15 protein-coding genes and 4 pseudogenes are annotated in these 18,389 nt (G+C 54.8%); 13 read left to right on the top strand and 6 right to left on the bottom strand.

Features of this window, described 5'->3' with window-relative positions; translation table 11 throughout:
* Positions 1-258: 258 nt before the first annotated feature.
* A complete protein-coding gene (locus tag AVCG78_RS27435) occupies positions 259-1,281 on the bottom strand; it encodes an IS110 family transposase (protein WP_012649046.1) in 1,023 nt (340 codons plus the stop codon).
* Complete coding sequence (locus AVCG78_RS26850; RefSeq protein ID WP_012649045.1) at positions 1,278-2,507, bottom strand: site-specific integrase; 1,230 nt, start codon at positions 2,505-2,507, stop codon at positions 1,278-1,280. Before AVCG78_RS26850 ends, AVCG78_RS27435 begins: the two co-directional genes overlap by 4 nt.
* Positions 2,508-2,842: 335 nt before the next feature.
* Between AVCG78_RS26850 and AVCG78_RS26845 the strand changes: the two genes are divergently transcribed.
* Both AVCG78_RS26845 and AVCG78_RS26840 read left to right on the top strand, forming a co-directional pair.
* Positions 2,843-4,051 (top strand): cytochrome P450, encoded by a 1,209-nt coding sequence (locus AVCG78_RS26845; RefSeq protein WP_012649044.1) that lies wholly within the window; start codon positions 2,843-2,845, stop codon positions 4,049-4,051.
* 191 nt (positions 4,052-4,242) lie between these two features.
* A complete protein-coding gene (locus AVCG78_RS26840) occupies positions 4,243-6,786 on the top strand; it encodes a two-component system VirA-like sensor kinase (protein WP_012649043.1) in 2,544 nt (847 codons plus the stop codon).
* A gap of 268 nt (positions 6,787-7,054) precedes the next feature.
* Here AVCG78_RS26840 and tnpC read toward each other — a convergent pair whose 3' ends face one another.
* The 3 genes from tnpC to tnpA (AVCG78_RS26825) form a co-directional block, all read right to left on the bottom strand.
* On the bottom strand, positions 7,055-8,716 hold the full coding sequence (gene tnpC, locus AVCG78_RS26835; RefSeq protein WP_012649036.1) for an IS66 family transposase: 1,662 nt from the start codon (positions 8,714-8,716) through the stop codon (positions 7,055-7,057).
* Between the two features lie 61 nt (positions 8,717-8,777).
* Positions 8,778-9,131: an IS66 family insertion sequence element accessory protein TnpB gene (gene tnpB / locus AVCG78_RS26830; protein WP_012649035.1), complete on the bottom strand. Its 354-nt coding sequence runs from the start codon at positions 9,129-9,131 to the stop codon at positions 8,778-8,780.
* Positions 9,128-9,517 carry an IS66-like element accessory protein TnpA gene (gene tnpA, locus AVCG78_RS26825; protein WP_234618200.1) on the bottom strand — a complete coding sequence of 130 codons (390 nt, stop codon included), beginning with the start codon at positions 9,515-9,517 and terminating at the stop codon, positions 9,128-9,130. The genes tnpB (AVCG78_RS26830) and tnpA (AVCG78_RS26825) overlap by 4 nt, the downstream gene beginning before the upstream one ends.
* Here tnpA (AVCG78_RS26825) and AVCG78_RS26820 point away from each other — a divergent pair.
* The 11 genes and pseudogenes from AVCG78_RS26820 to AVCG78_RS27275 form a co-directional block, all read left to right on the top strand.
* Positions 9,491-10,137 (top strand): annotated as a pseudogene (locus AVCG78_RS26820) (IS630 family transposase); the annotation flags it as partial. The gene tnpA (AVCG78_RS26825) and the pseudogene AVCG78_RS26820 overlap by 27 nt on opposite strands.
* A 392-nt stretch (positions 10,138-10,529) precedes the next feature.
* Complete coding sequence (locus tag AVCG78_RS26815; RefSeq protein WP_041699590.1) at positions 10,530-10,919, top strand: IS5/IS1182 family transposase; 390 nt, start codon at positions 10,530-10,532, stop codon at positions 10,917-10,919.
* Positions 10,898-11,311: pseudogene (locus tag AVCG78_RS26810) on the top strand (transposase); the annotation flags it as partial. The gene AVCG78_RS26815 and the pseudogene AVCG78_RS26810, both read left to right, overlap by 22 nt.
* Before the next feature lie 514 nt (positions 11,312-11,825).
* On the top strand, positions 11,826-12,017 hold the full coding sequence (virE1, locus tag AVCG78_RS26805; protein ID WP_012649042.1) for a type IV secretion system effector chaperone VirE1: 192 nt from the start codon (positions 11,826-11,828) through the stop codon (positions 12,015-12,017).
* 10 nt (positions 12,018-12,027) lie between these two features.
* On the top strand, positions 12,028-13,701 hold the full coding sequence (locus AVCG78_RS26800) for a type IV secretion system single-stranded DNA binding effector VirE2 (protein ID WP_234665192.1): 1,674 nt from the start codon (positions 12,028-12,030) through the stop codon (positions 13,699-13,701).
* 66 nt (positions 13,702-13,767) lie between these two features.
* Positions 13,768-15,789, top strand: a complete 2,022-nt coding sequence (locus AVCG78_RS26795; protein ID WP_012649040.1) for a virA/G regulated protein — start codon at positions 13,768-13,770, stop codon at positions 15,787-15,789.
* Between the two features lie 201 nt (positions 15,790-15,990).
* A complete protein-coding gene (locus AVCG78_RS27430) occupies positions 15,991-16,191 on the top strand; it encodes a transposase (RefSeq protein WP_080517075.1) in 201 nt (66 codons plus the stop codon).
* Between the two features lie 89 nt (positions 16,192-16,280).
* Positions 16,281-16,643 (top strand): IS66-like element accessory protein TnpA, encoded by a 363-nt coding sequence (gene tnpA, locus AVCG78_RS26790; RefSeq protein WP_012649039.1) that lies wholly within the window; start codon positions 16,281-16,283, stop codon positions 16,641-16,643.
* Positions 16,640-16,987 (top strand): IS66 family insertion sequence element accessory protein TnpB, encoded by a 348-nt coding sequence (gene tnpB / locus AVCG78_RS26785; protein WP_041699516.1) that lies wholly within the window; start codon positions 16,640-16,642, stop codon positions 16,985-16,987. Before tnpA (AVCG78_RS26790) ends, tnpB (AVCG78_RS26785) begins: the two co-directional genes overlap by 4 nt.
* Before the next feature lie 70 nt (positions 16,988-17,057).
* Positions 17,058-17,762 (top strand): annotated as a pseudogene (locus AVCG78_RS26780) (IS66 family transposase); the annotation flags it as partial.
* Between the two features lie 89 nt (positions 17,763-17,851).
* A complete protein-coding gene (locus tag AVCG78_RS27275; RefSeq protein ID WP_012649037.1) occupies positions 17,852-18,157 on the top strand; it encodes a hypothetical protein in 306 nt (101 codons plus the stop codon).
* A gap of 45 nt (positions 18,158-18,202) precedes the next feature.
* On the opposite strand, the pseudogene AVCG78_RS26770 reads toward AVCG78_RS27275, so the two are convergent.
* Positions 18,203-18,361, bottom strand: a pseudogene (locus AVCG78_RS26770) (ATP-binding protein); the annotation flags it as partial.
* Between the last annotated feature and the right edge of the window lie 28 nt (positions 18,362-18,389).

Genomic DNA, 18,389 nt, shown 5'->3' with positions numbered 1-18,389 from the left:
TTTGACGGCTGTCCGCGAACGAGGAATTCTATCGGTCGTGTGTCAGGCCTCTTGATGTGGCCTGATTAGCCACGGGCCGGGATGCAGTTCGAAGAACAGGTGCCACATCGGTTCAGAGAGCTTTTTGCTCGAGCGCCGGGACTGGTTTACCCCATTCTGAACATTGAAGTCCTTTCCGCATCGTTCCGTCAGTCGATCTTCTTACCGGGGCTGTTGGCCCCAGGCATCACCGCATTGCCTTTCGAGAAAGGCAGCGGATCACGCCATTCTGTAATTCTGCTCCCTGGTCATCATTGCCCAAATGATGCGCGCCATCTTATTGGCGAGCGCGACAGCAGCCACCATTCGAGGCTTTCGGTCCAGAATGCTTCCCAACCAGTTATCCGGTAACACGCCCTTGCGCACGATCCAGCGGATCATGCTCATGGCTCCGACAATGAGGAGCTTTCGAATATCGGTCTGCCCCATCTTGCTGACACCGCCCAGTCGTGTCTTGCCACCCGTTGAGTGCTGCCTGGGCACAAGGCCGAGCCAAGCAGCAAAGTTCCGGCCGCTCTTGAATGCACGAAGATCGGGAGCAAACGCGAGGATCGCGCCGGCGGTCACGGGGCCGACGCCGGGAACGGTGCAAAGTCGACGCATATCTTCATTCGCCTTGGTAGCTTCTCGAAGCTTCAGCATCAGGCCATCGATCTTCTCGGTCAGCAGCCTGACATGCGTTGCCGCCCATCGATCGATCATGGCGCTCAGCGGTTCGGCCTCCGGTCCCGGATGCAGCTGCAGGAACCGGTCGAACCGCAAGAGCAACAGAGGCTGCGAAGTGTATTTGTATCCCCTGCGCCGCATCATCCCGACATGCTCGGCCATCATTTCGCCCAGCACGCTGGCGAACGGCCTGGGCTGGCGCAGTTCGGCGAGAGCCTGTTCGGGATCCCGCGATGCCAATGCCCGCCAGATCGGCATGCACTGCTTGATATTGCACACATCGCGCAGAGCGGTGACGGGATTGTGTTCGATCGCGCCGATTTCCACCAGGCGTTCGAGGAAACGGTCAATGATACGGGTGCGGTGTAGCCGCGTCGTCGCTGCCCAGCATTCGGCCGATTTACGCAGCCACGCAATCAGCACTTCCTGACCAAGTGCATCGTAACGTTCGGCGACATCCTGGGAGTCATGCAGGACCTGCCGATAACAGGCTCGGCTTTTCATGCTGTGCAGATCAAGTATCGCAACATAGCGGTCAATGATCGCGCGGTCGGGATCGGGCCAGCGGGCGGTCATGCCAGCACCTCCATTCCCGGCACCTCAAGCGCAATGGCCCTGAGGTCCTCGGTGGCGAGCTTGAGATAGGGAGCCGTCGATCCTGTCGAACGGTGCCCCAGCACGTCGCCGATGACCTTTTGAGGTACCGCGACCCGCAACATCTCAACAGCGCGCGCATGGCGGAAGATATGGGGGCCACACTTACCAGGCGGTTGGACACCAGCGTCACGGAGCAACCGGCGAACCACGCTGTAAAGCTTGTCGAGCTTGCGATAGGGCGCGCGCGTGCGGAGGAAGATTTCCCTGGCATCCGTCACGGGCCGCCCGGAACGCAGATAAGCAAGCAACGCTTCGCCGACCGGCTCCATCAGGGGCAGCGATGTGCTGGCTCGCGTCTTGTGGTGGCGAACATGGATGGCTTCCGTCCGCCAGTCGATGTCCTCGATCCGCAGATTGCAAATCTCTCCAGACCGTAGCCCATATGTTGCAAGGAATTGCAGGATTGCATAGTCCCGCAGCCCCGCTGGCGTCTTGTCCGCCCTCGCGGTTTCCAGCACCGCGGCGATCTGGTCTCGCTCCAGGATTGAGGGCACTCCCTCATAGGCATAAAGCGTCGGAGCTATCACATGCCCTGACAGATCCGTTGTGACGCGACCCGTGATGTGGAGATATCGCAGCAGCGAGCGAAGCCGCTCCGCGACAGACTTCAGCGAGCAGCGCGTCAGTTTCGCCGCGCGCAGATCCATGTAACGGTCTACGGCAACGATGCTCAGCCCCGCCAAGCCGCCGCTTCCGCAATCGATCTGCCAGGCAAGAAAGTTCCGGGCTTCCCACATCAGCGCTGCGACGCTGGAGCGAGCCAACCCGCGTTCCTCACGCAGCCAGATTTCGTATTCGTCGCAAACTGCAAATCGGGCCACATCGGCCGCGCAGATAGGCTTGATTGCTGGCGGCCATTGACCGTGAGCAAGTCGCAACAGCGCATGAATCCCGGAACGCGGAACTTCGTGCCAGCGTGCGCTGGGACGTCGACCACGCTCCCTTTCGAACGTTACGATCGCGTGCCGCAGGTATTGCTCTACCTGCACGTCGATCACATCTGCGACCGGGATGCCCCGCTGTCCCAGATAATCGAGAAATCCAGATGCGTAGGTGCAGTAATTCCTCACCACGACCGGGCTGTATCGCTGACTGAGAAGCGAGGAAATGAGTGCGGCAATAAGTTGGTGACGGTTATCGAGCATTGGCGGGTCCTCTCTTGGTCGATTGACCCGCAGAGGTTCGGCACCGAATAATGCAAAGCAAGCCTATCCGAAAACGGCGAAAATCCGCCGATCAGGCTGCGCTCCTCCGCATTATGGGAACCTCGTGATTAGCTAAGGCGCGACATTTTGATTTCGTTTGTAACATGCGACTGTGCGTCGATTGAAATCGGTAGCGCGTTTAACATACAGATGGATGAAAGGCCTCATCTAAAGAAACACGCAATTTCTGCTCGTATTGCTCGCAAGAGCGAATCCTCCGGAGGTTATTTTATGATGGCAGAGTCACTCAACAATTGTCGGAAGGGTCGCAGCCTATGATATCGGAGCTCAATCCAGAAAACGTCAGTGTTGCGGCCTTGGATCGGTTCGGCCACGAGATTTTTAAAGAATGGCGACCAAAGCGGCCCTTTCTCCACAGGCAGGACGGTGTATACGTGGTCTTGAGGGCGGACGATGTTTTGGGCTTAAGTAGTGATCCGCGCACACGTCAGATAGAGACGGAGTTGATGCTCAATCGCGGCGTCAACGAGGGAGCGGTCTTCGACTTTGTTCGCTACAGCATGCTGTTTTCGAACAAGGAAACCCACCGCAGGCGTCGCTCTCCTTTCACTCGGACTTTCGCATTCCGGATGATTGAAAATCTACGGCCACAAATAAGACAATTGACGGAGATGCTTTTTCGAGATTTGAAGGAGCTTGGATCCTTTAATTTCGTGGCGGAATATTCTTCGAAGCTCCCAGCCGTCACGATAGCAAGCCTTTTAGGCCTCCCGTCAAGCGACATTCCCTATTTTACTCAACTCGTCTACCGCGTAGCTCGGTGCCTGAGCCCTTCATGGCGAGATGCTGACTTTCCGGACATCGAAAAATCAGCGGTCGAGTTTAAGAACTACGTGCAAGCAGTCATTAACGATCGCCGAACGGATCCGCGTGATAACTTCCTTTCATCCTACATAAATGCAACGCGAGAAGCGGAAGATCTCTCACCCGTTGAGGGCCTGACACAGCTGATGCTCATCATCTTGGCTGGAACTGACACGACCAAAACCGGCCTCACTGCATTGACGGGACAGCTTTTGCAACATCGACAGGCCTGGGATGCGCTACTGAAAGATGTTACTCTCGTGCCCGCCGCCGTCGAGGAGGGACTACGCTTTGAGCCTCCAGTCGGATCTTATCCCCGGTCAGCAAGGGTAGATATCGATCTTGACGGGTTCATATTACCAAAAGGTAGTCTTCTCGCACTTTGCACAATGTCGGCGCTAAGAGATGAAAAACATTATGCCCATCCCCAGCTCTTCGACATTCATCGCAAGCAAATGCGCTGGCATATGGTATTTGGCGCCGGTGAACATCGATGCCTTGGCGAAGCGTTGGCTCGTTTGGAAATGCAAGAAGGACTTGCTACGGTGCTTAGACATGCTCCCAATCTCTCGATTGAAGGCGAATGGCAAGGGATACAGGGTCATGGAGGTGTGCGCCGAATTGCAGAGATGAGGGTTGGTTTCATGCGAGAAAATTAAAAGCGCTATAGTTTTTCTAATTGGCTGAAAGAGCGCGCAAAGGAGTCGCCGCCATATTTTTGTCTGACCAGCTTGGCTTGTTTCGTCACCACCGAAATGCGGAGTAAACAGAAACTGCATCAAATCACCGGGCGTCGCCGGTTGCACGATGTCTGTGAGTTGGATTGGCTGTCAGAAGGCGAGGGGACCGCATGGTTTGGGATCATTTATCACCTTCCCGCAGGGTTCTGCTCGATATCAAATCATGGTCTGTATTGGTATTGGTAATGGCCGCGATATTTTTTGCGGTTCTGGCCATAGGATCTTGGCAAGACAACGAAAGCAACGAAGCAATCCTGACAGAGCTGCAATCGATCGAAGTGAATTGCGCAATGCTGCAGCGAAACGTGTTGCGTGCTCACGCCGGCCTTCTTCGAAATTACCATCCTCTCATCGTTCCTTTGGGACGAATGCGTACGAGCGTGGCGGATCTGCAGCAGCTTTTAAAGCAGGCGGGCCTTGGCGAGGCCGGCGAATTTTCTGAACTACTGGCGCGGATGAAGAGGTCAGTAGATGCGACCGGCGCAGCCGTTGCAGCGTTCGGTAGGCAAAATGTAATGTTTCAGGATTCGGTGGCGACCTTTAACCAGTCGATAGCTTCGCTGCAGAGTTCCTTGGATACGAGAGATTTGAATTCGCTAGAAGTCTCTGAACTGGGCTATCGGATGCTCCAGTTTTCGTCTCAGCCAAATTTCGAGCTTGCTCGGGAGATTAACCAACGTCTCGGCCGGCTTCAGGTTTCGGCGAGTCGGGATACGGCAGGCGTCCAAGAGATCGTCCGCAGCGCGAGGATTATTCTGACCCTACTGCCGCGATTGGAAGGCACCATTGGAGTGATCCAAGCTTCTGAAACAGTCGCTAACACGAAGAAATTGCAACGAGCATACTTGGAAGCTTACAGCTTGGCCAGTGCCGGTGAACAGCGGGTACGATTCTTCCTCGGCGCCGTTTCGGTTTTCTTTTGCTTTTGCATAATTTCCTTGGTCCGTAGGTTACATCTGCGAACCAAAGTGTTGACGAGGCGACTGGACTTCGAAGAAGTGATCAAAAGGATCGGGCTCTGCTTCGAAGATTCTGCAGCAGCAAAACCGTCGTTGGAATCCTCAACCAACGCCGCGCTGGGAATTATCCAATCATTCTTTGCAGCTCATCAATGTGTGCTGGGATTAGTAGACGTCAATGAGAATGATATTGCCGGCACCTTTTTTGGAAACAATCCTCCGCCAAAATGGAATGAACGACGGGTTCGCGATATTGCTTCCAAGGTAGAGTCTGAGGAGGGCGGGCGGGTCTTCCGAGACTATCCTCTACGAAAAACGAGCTGCTTTGGTGAGGATTCTCCTTGTCTGTGGGTGCAGCTTGCGTTCAAGGTATCCGATCGAATAGTCGCTATCTTCGGCCTAGGATTTGATCGAGAGTATCTACAGCCGCCGACCTCATGTGAAATGCAGCTTATGGAACTGGCGGCTGGGTGTGTTAGCCACTATACGGTCATTAGGCGCAAGCAATCCCAGCGAGATATTCTAGAACGTCGTTTAAAACATGCGGAACGGCTTGAAGCAGTTGGTACGCTCGCCGGCGGCATTGCCCATGAATTCAACAACATTTTAGGTGCAGTTCTCGGTTACGCTGAAATGGCGCACAACGTTCTGCGCCGCCGTACTCATGCTCGCGACTATATCGATCACATCATTTCCGAAGGCAATCGAGCGCGGTTAATCGTCAACCAGATCCTTGCCCTTAGTCGAAAGCGTGACCGAACAACAAAACCATTCGATCTTTCGGAATTGGTGACGGTAATCGCGCCGTCGTTACGGGTTGGGTTGCCTCCGGGCGTCGAGCTCGATTTTGAATTTCATGGCCATCCAATGGTTGTCGAAGCCAACCCACTTGAGATCGAGCAGATACTGATGAATTTGTGCAAAAATTCCGCTGAAGCATGCTTAGGATCAGGGCGTGTGGAGGTCAGCGCAAGAAGGTCTATCATAAGGAAGTACAAGGTGCTTGCGAGCGGAACCATTCCCACCGGTGAGTATGTCCTTCTTTCAGTCGAGGACAACGGCGCAGGCATAACAGAGGACGCACTACCGCACATTTTCGAGCCTTTCTTCACTACTCGCGCCCGCAGCGGTGGCACGGGCTTGGGATTATCCACGGTTCACGGTCACGTTAGCGCTATGGCTGGTTACATCGACGTGGTATCAATTGTCGGCAGGGGTACGCGCTTCGACCTCTACCTGCCACCTTCATCGAAGCAGCCTGTAAATTCACAGAGTTTTTTTGAGCCTGGAAGAATCCCGCTCGGGAACGGAGAGATTGTCGCGGTGGTCGAACCCGACATTGCGACGCTGGAAAGGTACGAGGAGATGATCGCGGCGCTCGGCTATGAACCAGTCGGCTTTAACACGTTGAATGGTCTAATCGACTGGGTGTTGGAAGGTAAAGAACCTGATCTTGTTCTAATTGACCAACCGTCTTTTCTGGATGAAGACGGTCCAGTGTCCTTACTCTCAAAGTTAGCAAAATCGCCTGTCATCATTGTTGGGGAGAACCCGAAAAATGTTCCCCTTTCGGCGGATCGGGAGGGATCTGCCCGTTTTTTGAAAAAGCCGATTTCAGCCAAGACGCTCGCCTACGTAGTTCGTGCGAATATCAGAACCCAACTACGGATAGCTCGAAAAGCACCGACATGGTGATCGCTTCGTAAGCCGTTATACCTTCTGACTGGCCGCGGTCTATCAGCCCGGCGCACGGTCTCGATCACCTTCCAATTGCGCGGGATCCATTCGAGCTCGGTAATGAGTTCGGGCTCTCCGTGGTATACCAAGCTCCAGTGTCGTAAAGTACCATGCCGTCATCCCGCCGTAAGCGGCGTCTGCGCCCCATTGATTTTTCATTTGCAGCGGCTTGATAGTTTTGCCTTTGGGGCCTCACGATGAGCTCACCGACGAGTATCTGACGAGCTCATTGTGAGGCCTTTATGCGGGCGGCATAGGCCCAAGGCATTAGGGCATCGATGTCTTTGGCGATGTGGCCGTTTGCGAGGCGGGTGAAGAGGTCGCACAGATAGGCGTAAGGCTCAATTCCATTCATTTTACATGTGCCGATCAAGCTGGCAAACCGAGCCCAATTTCGGCCCCCTTCATCGTGGCCCGCAAAGAGCGCATTGCGGCGGTTCATGGCCGGGCGGCGGATCGCGTTTTCCACCAGGTTGGAGTCAATATCGACATGGCTGTCGTCCAAGAACAGCCTGAAGCCGTCTTGCCGTGTCAGCATGTATGCCAAGGCTTTTCCAAGATCTGACTTGCGTGAGACACGTGCAGCCTGAGCCGCGATCCAGGTGAAGAACTTGTCCACCAACGGGAGCGACAGCTCCTGTCGGACTGCCCGACGATGTTCGGGCTCATTGCCTCGAATACTGTCTTCGATCTTGTAGAGCGCGGCGATGCGAATGAGCGCTTCATCAACGATGGGTGATCCGCTCTTTGGCGCAGCCTTGATCAGCTTTCTGCGCCCGTGTGCCCAACAGAAAGCCAGTTTCCAGGGATCGCCGCCCACACGGTCCGACGTGGCAAGGTGAGAGTAACCACCGTAGGCATTGACCTGGATCGTGCCGTTAAATCCTTCGAGGATTTCGGCGGCATAGTCGCCTTTACGCCCAGGCCGATAATGGAACACCACACCTGATGGCGCAGAACCGTTCCAGCCGCGGTCGTCACGCAGCACGGCCCGGAGATAGCCCGTCTTCGTCTTGCCTCGCCCCGGATCCAGCACCGGGGCGGTCGTCTCGTTGACATAGAGCCGCGTGCTTTCCCCCAGAAGCTGTTTAGCCATATGGTCAACCACCGACCGGATTTCGCTGCCCGTGCGCCCCATCCAATCGGCCAGGACCGGGCGGTCTATCGGCCCCCCGTGTCGCGCCATGACCTCAGCCTGCCGGTTGAGCGGCATATGTTCGGAATGCTTGGAGACGGCAATTTCCGCCAGAAGGGCTTCGGTCGGCCAGCTCCCTTCCAAAAGATGTGCCGGCGCTTTGGCCTGGACAACGCCCGTTCGCCCCTTGGGGCATGCGTATTTCGGGCGGATCGTGACGATCACCTCGTAGCGCGCCGGGACCCGGTCGAGCCGTTCCTCGCCGATCCGCACCATGTTGCCGCAACCGCAGGGGCAAACGATGCTCTCGGGCTCGATCACGCGCTCGACCCGCGGCAGGTGTTCAGGCAGTGCACGGGCCTTGCGCTCCTTGCGAGAAACGGCCTTGTCCGGATCGCCAACCTCTCCAGGATTGATTGCACTGGCTTCGATCTTTTTCTCAACGGCGGCAATCCGCGCCTGTGTTTCGGCAATCGCCGTTTCAAGCTCTTCCAACGCCAGTTCCATCTGCGCCGGATCGAGCTTTTCCGATTTCGGCCCGAACTTCGCGCGCCGATATTCATGAACCTGACCCTCAAGCGTCTCGATCAGCTCCTTCAACTCGGCGATGAACAAATCCTTTTCGGCCACCACAGCCTGCTCATGCTGACGTGCTGCACGCTCGACCGACAGCTCGAACTGCATCTCCGCGAAGGCTTTGGCGACCTCTGATGGAAGGTCCGGATACAAGCTGAGATCAATAGGTTGCGACATGCCGCTTTATAGCAAAATGGCATCAAAAATCCAAATAAAACAATGCGATAGCCGCCAGAATTTACCCCGCCGCAGACGGCGCAGTCACCCGTTGCGCCATCACCCGTCGCCAGTCCAGACCTTCGAACATGGCCTCATACTGACCCCTGGAAAGACGCATCGTTCCATCCTGAACCTTGGGCCAAGCAAAGCTGCCTTGTTCCAGAATTTTATAAATTAGCACCATTCCGCGGCCATCCCACACCAGGATTTTAAGGCGATCTCCGCGCTTCGACCGGAAGATGACCGTAATCCCGGAATGCGGATCGAGCTTCAACTCGGTCTGCACCATCAGAGCCAGCGCCTGATGCCCACAGCGGAAGTCCACCGGACGCGTTGCGATCAGGATCGGCAGTCGTTGGCCCGCGACAATCATGGCGCTCCTCGCACAGCGCGAACCAGAGCGGCGACCCGTTCAACGGATACATCGTTCGGAACCCGCATCACAACGTCTGAGCCAATCTCCAACGTCAAAACCTGCACCTTCGGCCTGTCGGAGGCCAGCTTCGGCAGCGGCAACCGATTGACAGGCTCAGGCGCATCCGCAGCGATTGCCAGAGGCACGAATGCCGGCTCGATACCATCGTGCTCCGACGGCGTCGTTGCCGCCGCAAACGGCAGAACCAGAATGCCGTCGCGCACCTGACGTCGCCAATCGGAAAGCTGGTTTGCTATAACGCCGTGACGGCGCGCGACATCAACAACGCGAACACCAGGCTCAAAGCTTTCCGCCACGATCCCCTGTTCGTTGATAAGGTGCAAGACATAGTCGGCCTTTACATGTCGCCACCTGATCGGGCAGTCGTGCTATGCGTGGATGAGAAATCGCAAATCCAGGCACTGGATCGCGAGCAGCCGGTTCTGCCCATGGCGCCGGGCATCGCCGAGCAGCGGCGCACCCATACCTATGTCCGCAACGGCACGACATCCCTGTTCGCCGCGCTCGACGTTGCGACTGGCGCGGTAATCGGCCAGTGCTACAAACGTCACAGGGCGACCGAATTTCTCGACTTCTTGAAGCGGATTGACGCCGAGATGCCCAAGGGGCCGGACGTGCATTTGGTGATGGACAACTATGCGACCCACAAGACGCCGAGGATCAAGGCCTGGCTCGCACGCCGCCCGCATTGGCATGTTCACTTCACGCCAACGTCAGCCTCCTGGATCAATCAAGTCGAGCGGTGGTTTGCAGAGCTGATGCGCAAGCAATTGCAACGCGGTGTCATCGTTCCACCGCCGAACTGGAAGCCGACATCGACGCGTTTATCGCAACGCACAACGAGAATCCCAAGCCATACAGATGGGTGAAATCCGCCGGCCAAATCCTCGCCTCCGTCAAGCGATTCTGCCAAAACAATGAGCCGAACTTCAGATTCCGGTGACTAGTCTACCGGTTACGCTGAAAATAAGCTGTAGTTACTGTCACATTACACGTATTTGTCCAAGCGACCGCTTCCAGGGTGCTCTTTGAATTACAGAATCAGTCAGACTGTAGTCTCAAGTCCCGGCACGCAGACAGACTGCATTCACAGGGGCACCGCTTATGATCGTGTTGCATGGAGTGGTGTAGCTGGATTTCATAGCCATGGCTGATCTCCAATAGGTTCGGGTTGCTTAGAGCTACCTTGCTGCCGGTCTTTACATGCGCCTGCGCGATCGCTTTTACCTGTAGGGGATTAGGCGGTGTGGACGGATTGCCGCAAGTTTAATTTCTGCGATTCCCAAATCAGTATTTGAATGATTCATGGGTTGCCGGTTTCAGAGGAGATCGGCGATGCTGACGAAGATGACAGAAGCGGACTGGGCGGTCGCACTTGAGGTTTTCCGCGCCTCGCTTCCGCGGCGGGGCGACAAGGGTCGAGATGACCGGCTGTTTTTGGAGGCCCTGCACTATTTCTCCGTCAACAATATCACCTGGCGCGGTCTGCCGGAGCGCTATGGACATTGGAACAGTGTCTGGAAGCGCTTTTCCCGATTGAGCAAGGCGGGTGTTTTTGAGATTTTCTTCGAGCACCTTGGCAGCCTGAGCACGTCGGCCGATCTGGTTCAGATGTTCGACAGCACCGTGGTGCGCGCGCATGTTTCGGCAGCAGGAGCAAAAGGGGGCAATATGGCCAAGCGCTTGGCCGCTCGCAAGGCGGCTTCTCGACCAAAATCCACCTGAAGACCGATTTCGACGGACATCCCATCGCCTTTGATCTGACCGGGGGCGAGAAAGGTGACGCTCCGCACTTTCCAATCCTGCTTGGCCTTGGCCCCGATGTAGATCCCCGCGCCGCCATGGGCGACAAGGGCTATGACAGCAAGGCTAACCGCCAGGCCGCAAGAAGGCGGGGTGCGGTTCCCGTCATTCCTTATCGTTCAACGGCAAAATCAAAGCCGACGTTCTTTCCCAAAGCGCTCTACAAAGGTCGCGCCCGCATCGAGCAAGCAGCCGGAAAACTCAAGCCCTTCAAGCGCGTTGCGCTACGATGCGAGAAGACCAAACAAAATTTCTCCTCCATCGTCGCAATCGCCGCAGGCTTCATCTTGATCAAATCCGTCCACACTGCCTAGCAATCACGCCCCGTCGCACTGATACAGTTTGAAGGGTTCGGATCAGATAGAGCCATATCAACTATGTGACTCATCAAGAATTACATATGAAACGCTATATGCGTTTAATGACGGAGGTTCGGATGATATACTTCCTAAATACTCAATTCTATTCGCAGCCCGGATTTTGCGCGAAATGTGGCCGCTGCAGAAGCCCGCAAATATCGTGCACGGTAATGAAGTTGATCGGACGGCTTGCGTCCCCGCGCAGGCTACCGGCTGAAGGCGCTTACCGTCGATAGTCAGGTTGACTTAGCGGGCAGTTTGGCAATTTCGGTGCTTTGAGCGATCTTTGTTTGTAGAAGCAAGTTGGACACCGTGCGCCAGGATAGCCTGCTCTGGGCTTTTCGGGCTGTAACGATGGAGGAGTACTCTAATGTGCACCGATAATTTCCATTCGATGTGTCTGGGGTGGATTTAGAATCAGAATAGCAGGAACCGAAAAAGTTGTAATTTCTGCAGGAGAAACAAAGAAATGGCGATCAGCGAACTAAATGTGAATAAAAATATGCCTGTCTTGTCAGGCGAGGAGCCGCAAAAATTTCACATGGAGGAGTTGAGCGACAATTATCAGCCAAATGGTTTTACGAGTTTGGATCTCGACATGATTGAACTGGAGAATTTCGTCCTCCAGTGCCCACTCCCCGAAGACAACCTAGCTGGCTAAAAGGAGTTATATGATGGATCCGAAGGCCTATGGCGATGGTAAATATATTAATGTGACAGACGGAAACGACGCCCAAAATGCTGGTGTCGACGATCCAAAACGCCAGAAGACGGAAGGCGCAAATTCGAACACGCTCTTCGATGTTCATATGACGGGTAGCCATGAAACTCTCGAACACAATATGCACGAGAGCCCTACGCATACAGAAGATCTCGAATCGCATTTCGATGAGGGAACGCTTGGTTATCAGTCAGGCCATGATTCAACCAGTGTCCACGGCTACCAGTCTGAGGGTGAAAATGATTTATCCAGCTTGTTCGCGAATATGGCATTACCAGGCCATGACCGACGGCCAGACGAGTATATTCTTGTACGGCAGACTGGGCAGGACAGGTTCGCAGGTACTATTAAAGGTAACCTCAATCATCTGCCCACCAAGGCGGAATTCAATGCGAGTTGCCGGCTATATAGGGACGGGGTCGGTAACTACTATCCCCCACCCCTCGCGTTCGACAAGATCGATCTCCCGGAGCAATTGGGTGCAAGCCTGCATAAACTGGAGCCAAAAGAACGGAGCAAGCCGCGCTTTCAATACAAGTTGGAAGTCTGGAATCGTGCTCACGCCGAGATGGGTATTACTGGCACCGCCATTTTTTATCAAACTAACAAGAATATCAAGCTCGACCGCAATAATAAATTGAGGCCTGAGGATAGATATATACAAACAGAAAAATACGGGCGCAGAGAAATTCAAAAACGCTATGAGCACGAGTTTCAAGCTGGTTCACTGCTGCCGGATATTCTAATCAAGACTCCGCAAAATGACATACATTTTGCTTACAGGTTTGCCGGCGACGCCTACGCTAATAAGCGATTTGAGGAATTCGAACGCGCCATCAAAAATAAGTACGGCAGCAATACCGAGATCAAGCTGAAATCCAGGTCTGGCATTATGCATGACTCAAAATATTTGGAATCATGGGAGCGAGGCAGTGCGGATATCCGTTTCGCTGAGTTCGCAGGCGAGAATCGAGCTCACAACAGACAGTTCCCCGCTGCGACTGTGAATATGGGAAGGCAGCCGGACGGGCAGGAAGGGACGACCAGTGATCGTCACGTGAGCGTTGACTACCTATTTCAAAATGCGCCCAATTCCCCTTGGACGCAAGCCTTGAAAGAGGGAAAGTTGTGGGATCGCGTTCAGGTCCTGGCTCGCGACGGCAACGGTTACATGTCACCTGCAAGACTGGAATATTCTGACCCCGAACACTTCACCCAGCTGATGAACCGAGTCGGTCTGCCTGTTTCGATGGGTCGGCAAAGCCACGCGAATAGTGTCAAGTTTGAGCAGTTTGACCTACAGGCGTCGGTTATTGTTGCGGATGGCCCGAACTTACGTGATGTTCGAGATCTGTCCCAGGAAAAGCGGCAACAACTGACTCAAAAAGATGTCCTGATATCGGATCGCAATGAAAAGGGTCAGAGAACTGGCACTTACACCAGTGTTGCGGAATATGAGCGCCTGATGATGAAATTGCCCGACGACGCAGCGCAGCTTCTCGCTGTACCAACCGATAAATATTCGCGTGAGTTTGTCCGGCCAGAGGCAGCATTGCCGCCGATTAGTGACAGTCGGCGCGGTTACGAAAGCCGACCTCGTGGCACGACCGTAAACAGTCTGTAGAATTCCCGCTACCGCGTCGGTGACAAAGCCCATTAGCTCGAGACATGCCAATGAAAGGGTTCAACAATGGTCGACACGACGAAAAAAAGTGTCGCGAAGTCGCTTACGGCCGACATGCGACGTTCTGCTAGGCGGCTTTATGAGCAAATGCGTAAAGCGTTGCTTACAGAGGAAGAGGCTTCAAGGAAACGAGCCCGGTTCGAAACCCTTGAACAGAAGCAAAAATATGCCGCCGATATGCAGATAGTCGACAAGCTGGGCGCCGACTTCCGAGGCGAAATAAGCTATAAAAGGCTTGGAAATAAACGGGTTCGCGTCGGCAACTCAAAAGAATTAACACGGGAGCATGGTATCCTAAGAAAGACAAGGAAGGTTCTGAAACGTAGCGCAGAAACCGGCGATGTTTACCTTGGTTTACACGAAAAAAGGACTTGGAGGAGCGTTAGTAGCCATTTCTATGCCGAGGACGGGACACTTCGCGCGAAACATGTGAAATACAAAGACGGGCGCTTTGAGGAAAAATGGGAGCGAGACGAAAATGGCCTACTGATTCGGACGCAGTACGTCAACCGAAATAGGCTTTTTCAATCAATTTCCGAGAGGCTGAGCGCGCCCTATCGGAGTGGCGCAGAAAACCGGCTTTTTCGAGAACTAACCCGCCAAAAAGGTTCCACGCAGGAAACATTTGAGCGGGACGACAAAGGCAATCTAGAGCTGATCGGCAGGAAACGGCTCGGATTTTCCAAGACATTGACGAAAACCGCAGACCGTCAAACCTCTCGGACAACGATACGAAAACTTGGTGGCGCATTTAGCAAATCTTATAGCTCCCTCCTAGATAAGGAGGGGAACGAACTCGGCCGGGATATATCTAGTCACCGCCGGCTGTTAAACAAGCGATCGGCCGTCTACGATGATGCTAGCGGGCAATTGAAGAGCACGAAGCATACCTTCGGTAAGATCTACAAGAGTGAAACAGCCTATCTGAACTCCGATGTCAAAAAAGTCTCAAAAAAGATACTGGGCGTGACAGTTCGTCGGAAACTGACGGCGCTAACTGGACAAGAACGTGAGGCTCAGAAGCTGCGCAATTTGGAATCCACTGAGCATAGGAAGGCTTGGCAAGAGCGCTCAATTATCCCCATATCACTTCTACCGACGACGCGGTCGCATTCGGTCAGTTTTGTTGGAGACGGCCGTCGTAACGAGGCCGAAAGTAAGGTTGTGCCTGCAAAAGACCAACGAACTGATGCCGTTGTACCAACGTCATCCTTGTTTCGCCAACCGCACTCCGAGCGACAGGCCGTTTCCCAAACACTACCTCCGTCGTCGAATGGGCATCTCTCATATCCAGCTTTTAAAGCCGAAGAGGCTAAGCCGTACAAAAGGCCGGTCGCGATCAATCTCCAGCGCGATAATGAAAGGAAAACGCAAGAAGAGAAAAACCTCGGTGAGTGGCGAGGACATCTCTTTCGACCAACCGGGTCAACAAAAGGGGTGTTTTTTACCGCATCGCCGGAAAGAACAACAGTGTTTGGTTCGCCGGAGCCCTCACTAAACCGATCTGCCGATCCGCAATTGTCGGTGGACAGAACGGTTTCCCAAGGGCCGTCGGTGCCATTATCTCCGATCAATAATCACCAGTCAGATCCAAACGAACAAGAGCTCTTGAGTTTTCTGCACAACGCGCCGGTCCCGCCGTCGTTGGGCGTGCATAGTGGACCGGTAGGGCGTGCTGAGGAAAGCCTCCAGGGAGCTTTTGAAGATAGCCCGGTGCGAAAGAGTTTAGTGTCGGAAAGTGTAGTAGAAGAACATTTGCAAGGGCCTTTGGAACGCGATCATTCGATCAATACAATAAGCGAGCGCTTTGATCCGCAGTCATTGTTTGGCGAATCGGGGTTGTCGCACGTCTCAGAAGGCCGGCAAGAACCTTCGATGCAAGGAGACCATCTTACGGATCCGGAACAGCAAGCGTTGCTGAATGAACTGCTTAGTGTTCCATTGCCGAAGGCGGATAACGAGCGATCGAGGGTTTTGGAAAGCTCACGGAACCGAGAGCGCTCCATGTCAGCAGGGCTTTCACTTTAGAATAGATATGCCGATCCACATACGTCTAGCATCCGCCCATTTGGCTTGATTGAAACAGACCATTCGTCGAAAGGCAGATTGCTGCTGATCAGGGCGGCACCTCGCTCATAACGTGAGCGTCCGGTGAGCCGGTTTTGGTCGGGCGCATAATTGGCGCACGTTACGTCACAGATGATTCATTTGTGACGTAACAGGGTATGAATGGCCAAGGTTGAGATCCTGACGGGTGCCGAGCGACAGCGGCGGTGGTCGACAGAAAAGAAGCTTTCAATATTGCGCGAAGCGTTCAGCGCGGATGGCAGCGTTTCGGATGTAGCACGTCGGCACGACGTTCTTCCGCAGCAGATTTACGCCCGGCGAAGGAAGCTCTTGCCACCCGAATTGAAAGTGAGCGTCCGGTGAGCGGATTTTGCTGATTAGGCAAAACGGGCGATGTTCTGGCATTAGAAGCAGCATTAGTGCTGACATTAATACCAGAACGAAGAGGTTGCATGGCTCGCATGGAGATCATGTCCGGCAGTGAGCGTCGGCGACGCTGGTCTGACGCGGCGAAACTGAAGATATTGGCGGAAGCTGATCAACCTGGTGTTCGCATTGGTGATGTGGCTCGCCGGCATGATATTTACCCATCCCAGATCCGTTTGTGGCGGCAGTCCTTCAGCTATGTCGGTCGACCGGCGATGTTCCTTCCGGTGGAAATCACCGAGGAGGTGAGCGCTACACCGGGACCTGACACGCCACCGACGCCAGCGGTTATTGAGATCTCGCTACGAAACGGTCGATGCTTGAGGGTTCCGGCTGACATAGAGCTGAGGATGCTCGGGTCGTTGATCGCGTGCGTGGAGGCGGCATGATCGAGCCTTCTGGGAATGTGCGGGTCTATCTAGCCTGCGGAGTGACCGACATGCGGCGTGGCATTGATGGGCTTTCGGCGCTGGTTGAGACGGTCGTAAAGGAGGCACCGGGCTCGGGTGCGATCTTCGGCTTCCGCGGAAAACGCGCCGATCGGATCAAGCTTCTCTGGTGGGATGGCCAAGGGTTTTGCCTATTTTACAAGGTTCTTGAACGCGGATACTTTCCCTGGCCGAGGGCGAAAGAAGGCGTTGCGCCCCTGACGCAGGCGCAGCTCTCGATGCTTGTGGAAGGGATCGACTGGCGCCGGCCAGCGTGGACTTCGGCTCCGGCGAGAACGGGCTAAAGCGCTTATTTTGCAGCGAAATCCGCGCGAAGCACTGGCGTTTTGGCGCAAATCGGCTACGTTTACGGGCATGGAAACAGGACCGCTGGACGGTCAGGAAGAGCTCACTGCTTTGCGCCCACTCGTCGCCGAACAGGCGGCGAAACTTGAGAGCCAGGAAGCCGAGGTCATCAAGCGAGACTCCATAATCGGGCTTCTTCGCGCGCAACTGGAACTGCTCCGCCATCGACAGCATGGCGCCTCTTCGGAAAAGATTGACAGGAAGATAGAGCAGTTCGAGCTGATGCTGGAGGAGATCGAGGCCTCTCGTGCCGAGGCTGAGATGCGCTCCGGGAAAGCGCCTTTGCCGGAGTTGGGCGACGCATCCGAAAAGCCGAAGCGCAAGCCTCTGCCCGATGGTCTTGCCACCGAAGAACTGGTCTATGCGGCTCCCTGCAATTGCCCGACCTGCGGTGGCACCTCGTTCTTGAAGGCTGCCGACAAGGTGGTCCAGATTCTGGAGCACGTGCCCGCGTCGGTCAAGATTGTCCGCCATGTCGAAAAACGCATGATCTGCAGGGAGTGCGATACGATGGTGGCAGGAGAAATGCCGACCTTGCCGATCGAGCGCGGCAAACCAGGGCCGGGACTGCTCGCCCATATCATGATCGCAAAATTCGACGATCACATTCCCCTCTACCGCCTGTCCGAGATGTACGACCGGTTAGGGATAGACATCTCCCGATCCGTGATGGCCGACTGGGTCGGCCGCGTATCCGCTTTGCTGACACCACTCACCCGGATCCAGGATCACCCCAAAGACCGACTTGAAGACCTGTTGCCATGGAACTGGACGCCAGCAACCGCTCGATGCGAGGCCCCCTAATGGCACGCGCGAGGTTCATCTACACACTCAGGCAAGTCGCCAGCATGATCGGCGAAAATCTCGAACTGATCGAAGAGGTGACGGCCAACTCGGACAACATCTCCGATGGCGAACTGGTTTACGTCAGCGATGGCAGTGAAGATGGCACGAAGGGTCTGACCGAGAATGGCATTGAAGAACTTCAAAGTCTCCTCGCCGACATCAGGACGTGGGATGGTGGTATCCGCCAGTTCCTCGTCGACGAACAATGCGATCCCAAGATCATTGAGCGCGTCATGGCCGATGAAATGAAACGCGTCCTATAGCATCGCCAGATCGAACCACCAAAAATCCGTTCGCCGGACGCTCACTTCATAACGATGGGAGATCAGCTCGAACAGCGATTCCGCACCGGTTTTCGACAGCGGCACGAAACCCAACTCATTGATGATCAGCAGCTTGTTGGCTGCCATCTGCTTCTGGAACCGGAGCAGTCGCCGCTCGTCTCGCGCCTCCATCATCTCGCTGATCTGTAAGCGGCGTCTGCGCCCCATTGAT

It is taken from the genome of Gillisella vitis (genome assembly GCF_021559775.1).
Classification (GTDB): Bacteria; Pseudomonadota; Alphaproteobacteria; order Rhizobiales; family Rhizobiaceae; genus Allorhizobium; species Allorhizobium ampelinum.
This window is presented reverse-complemented; position numbering and strand designations above follow the sequence as displayed.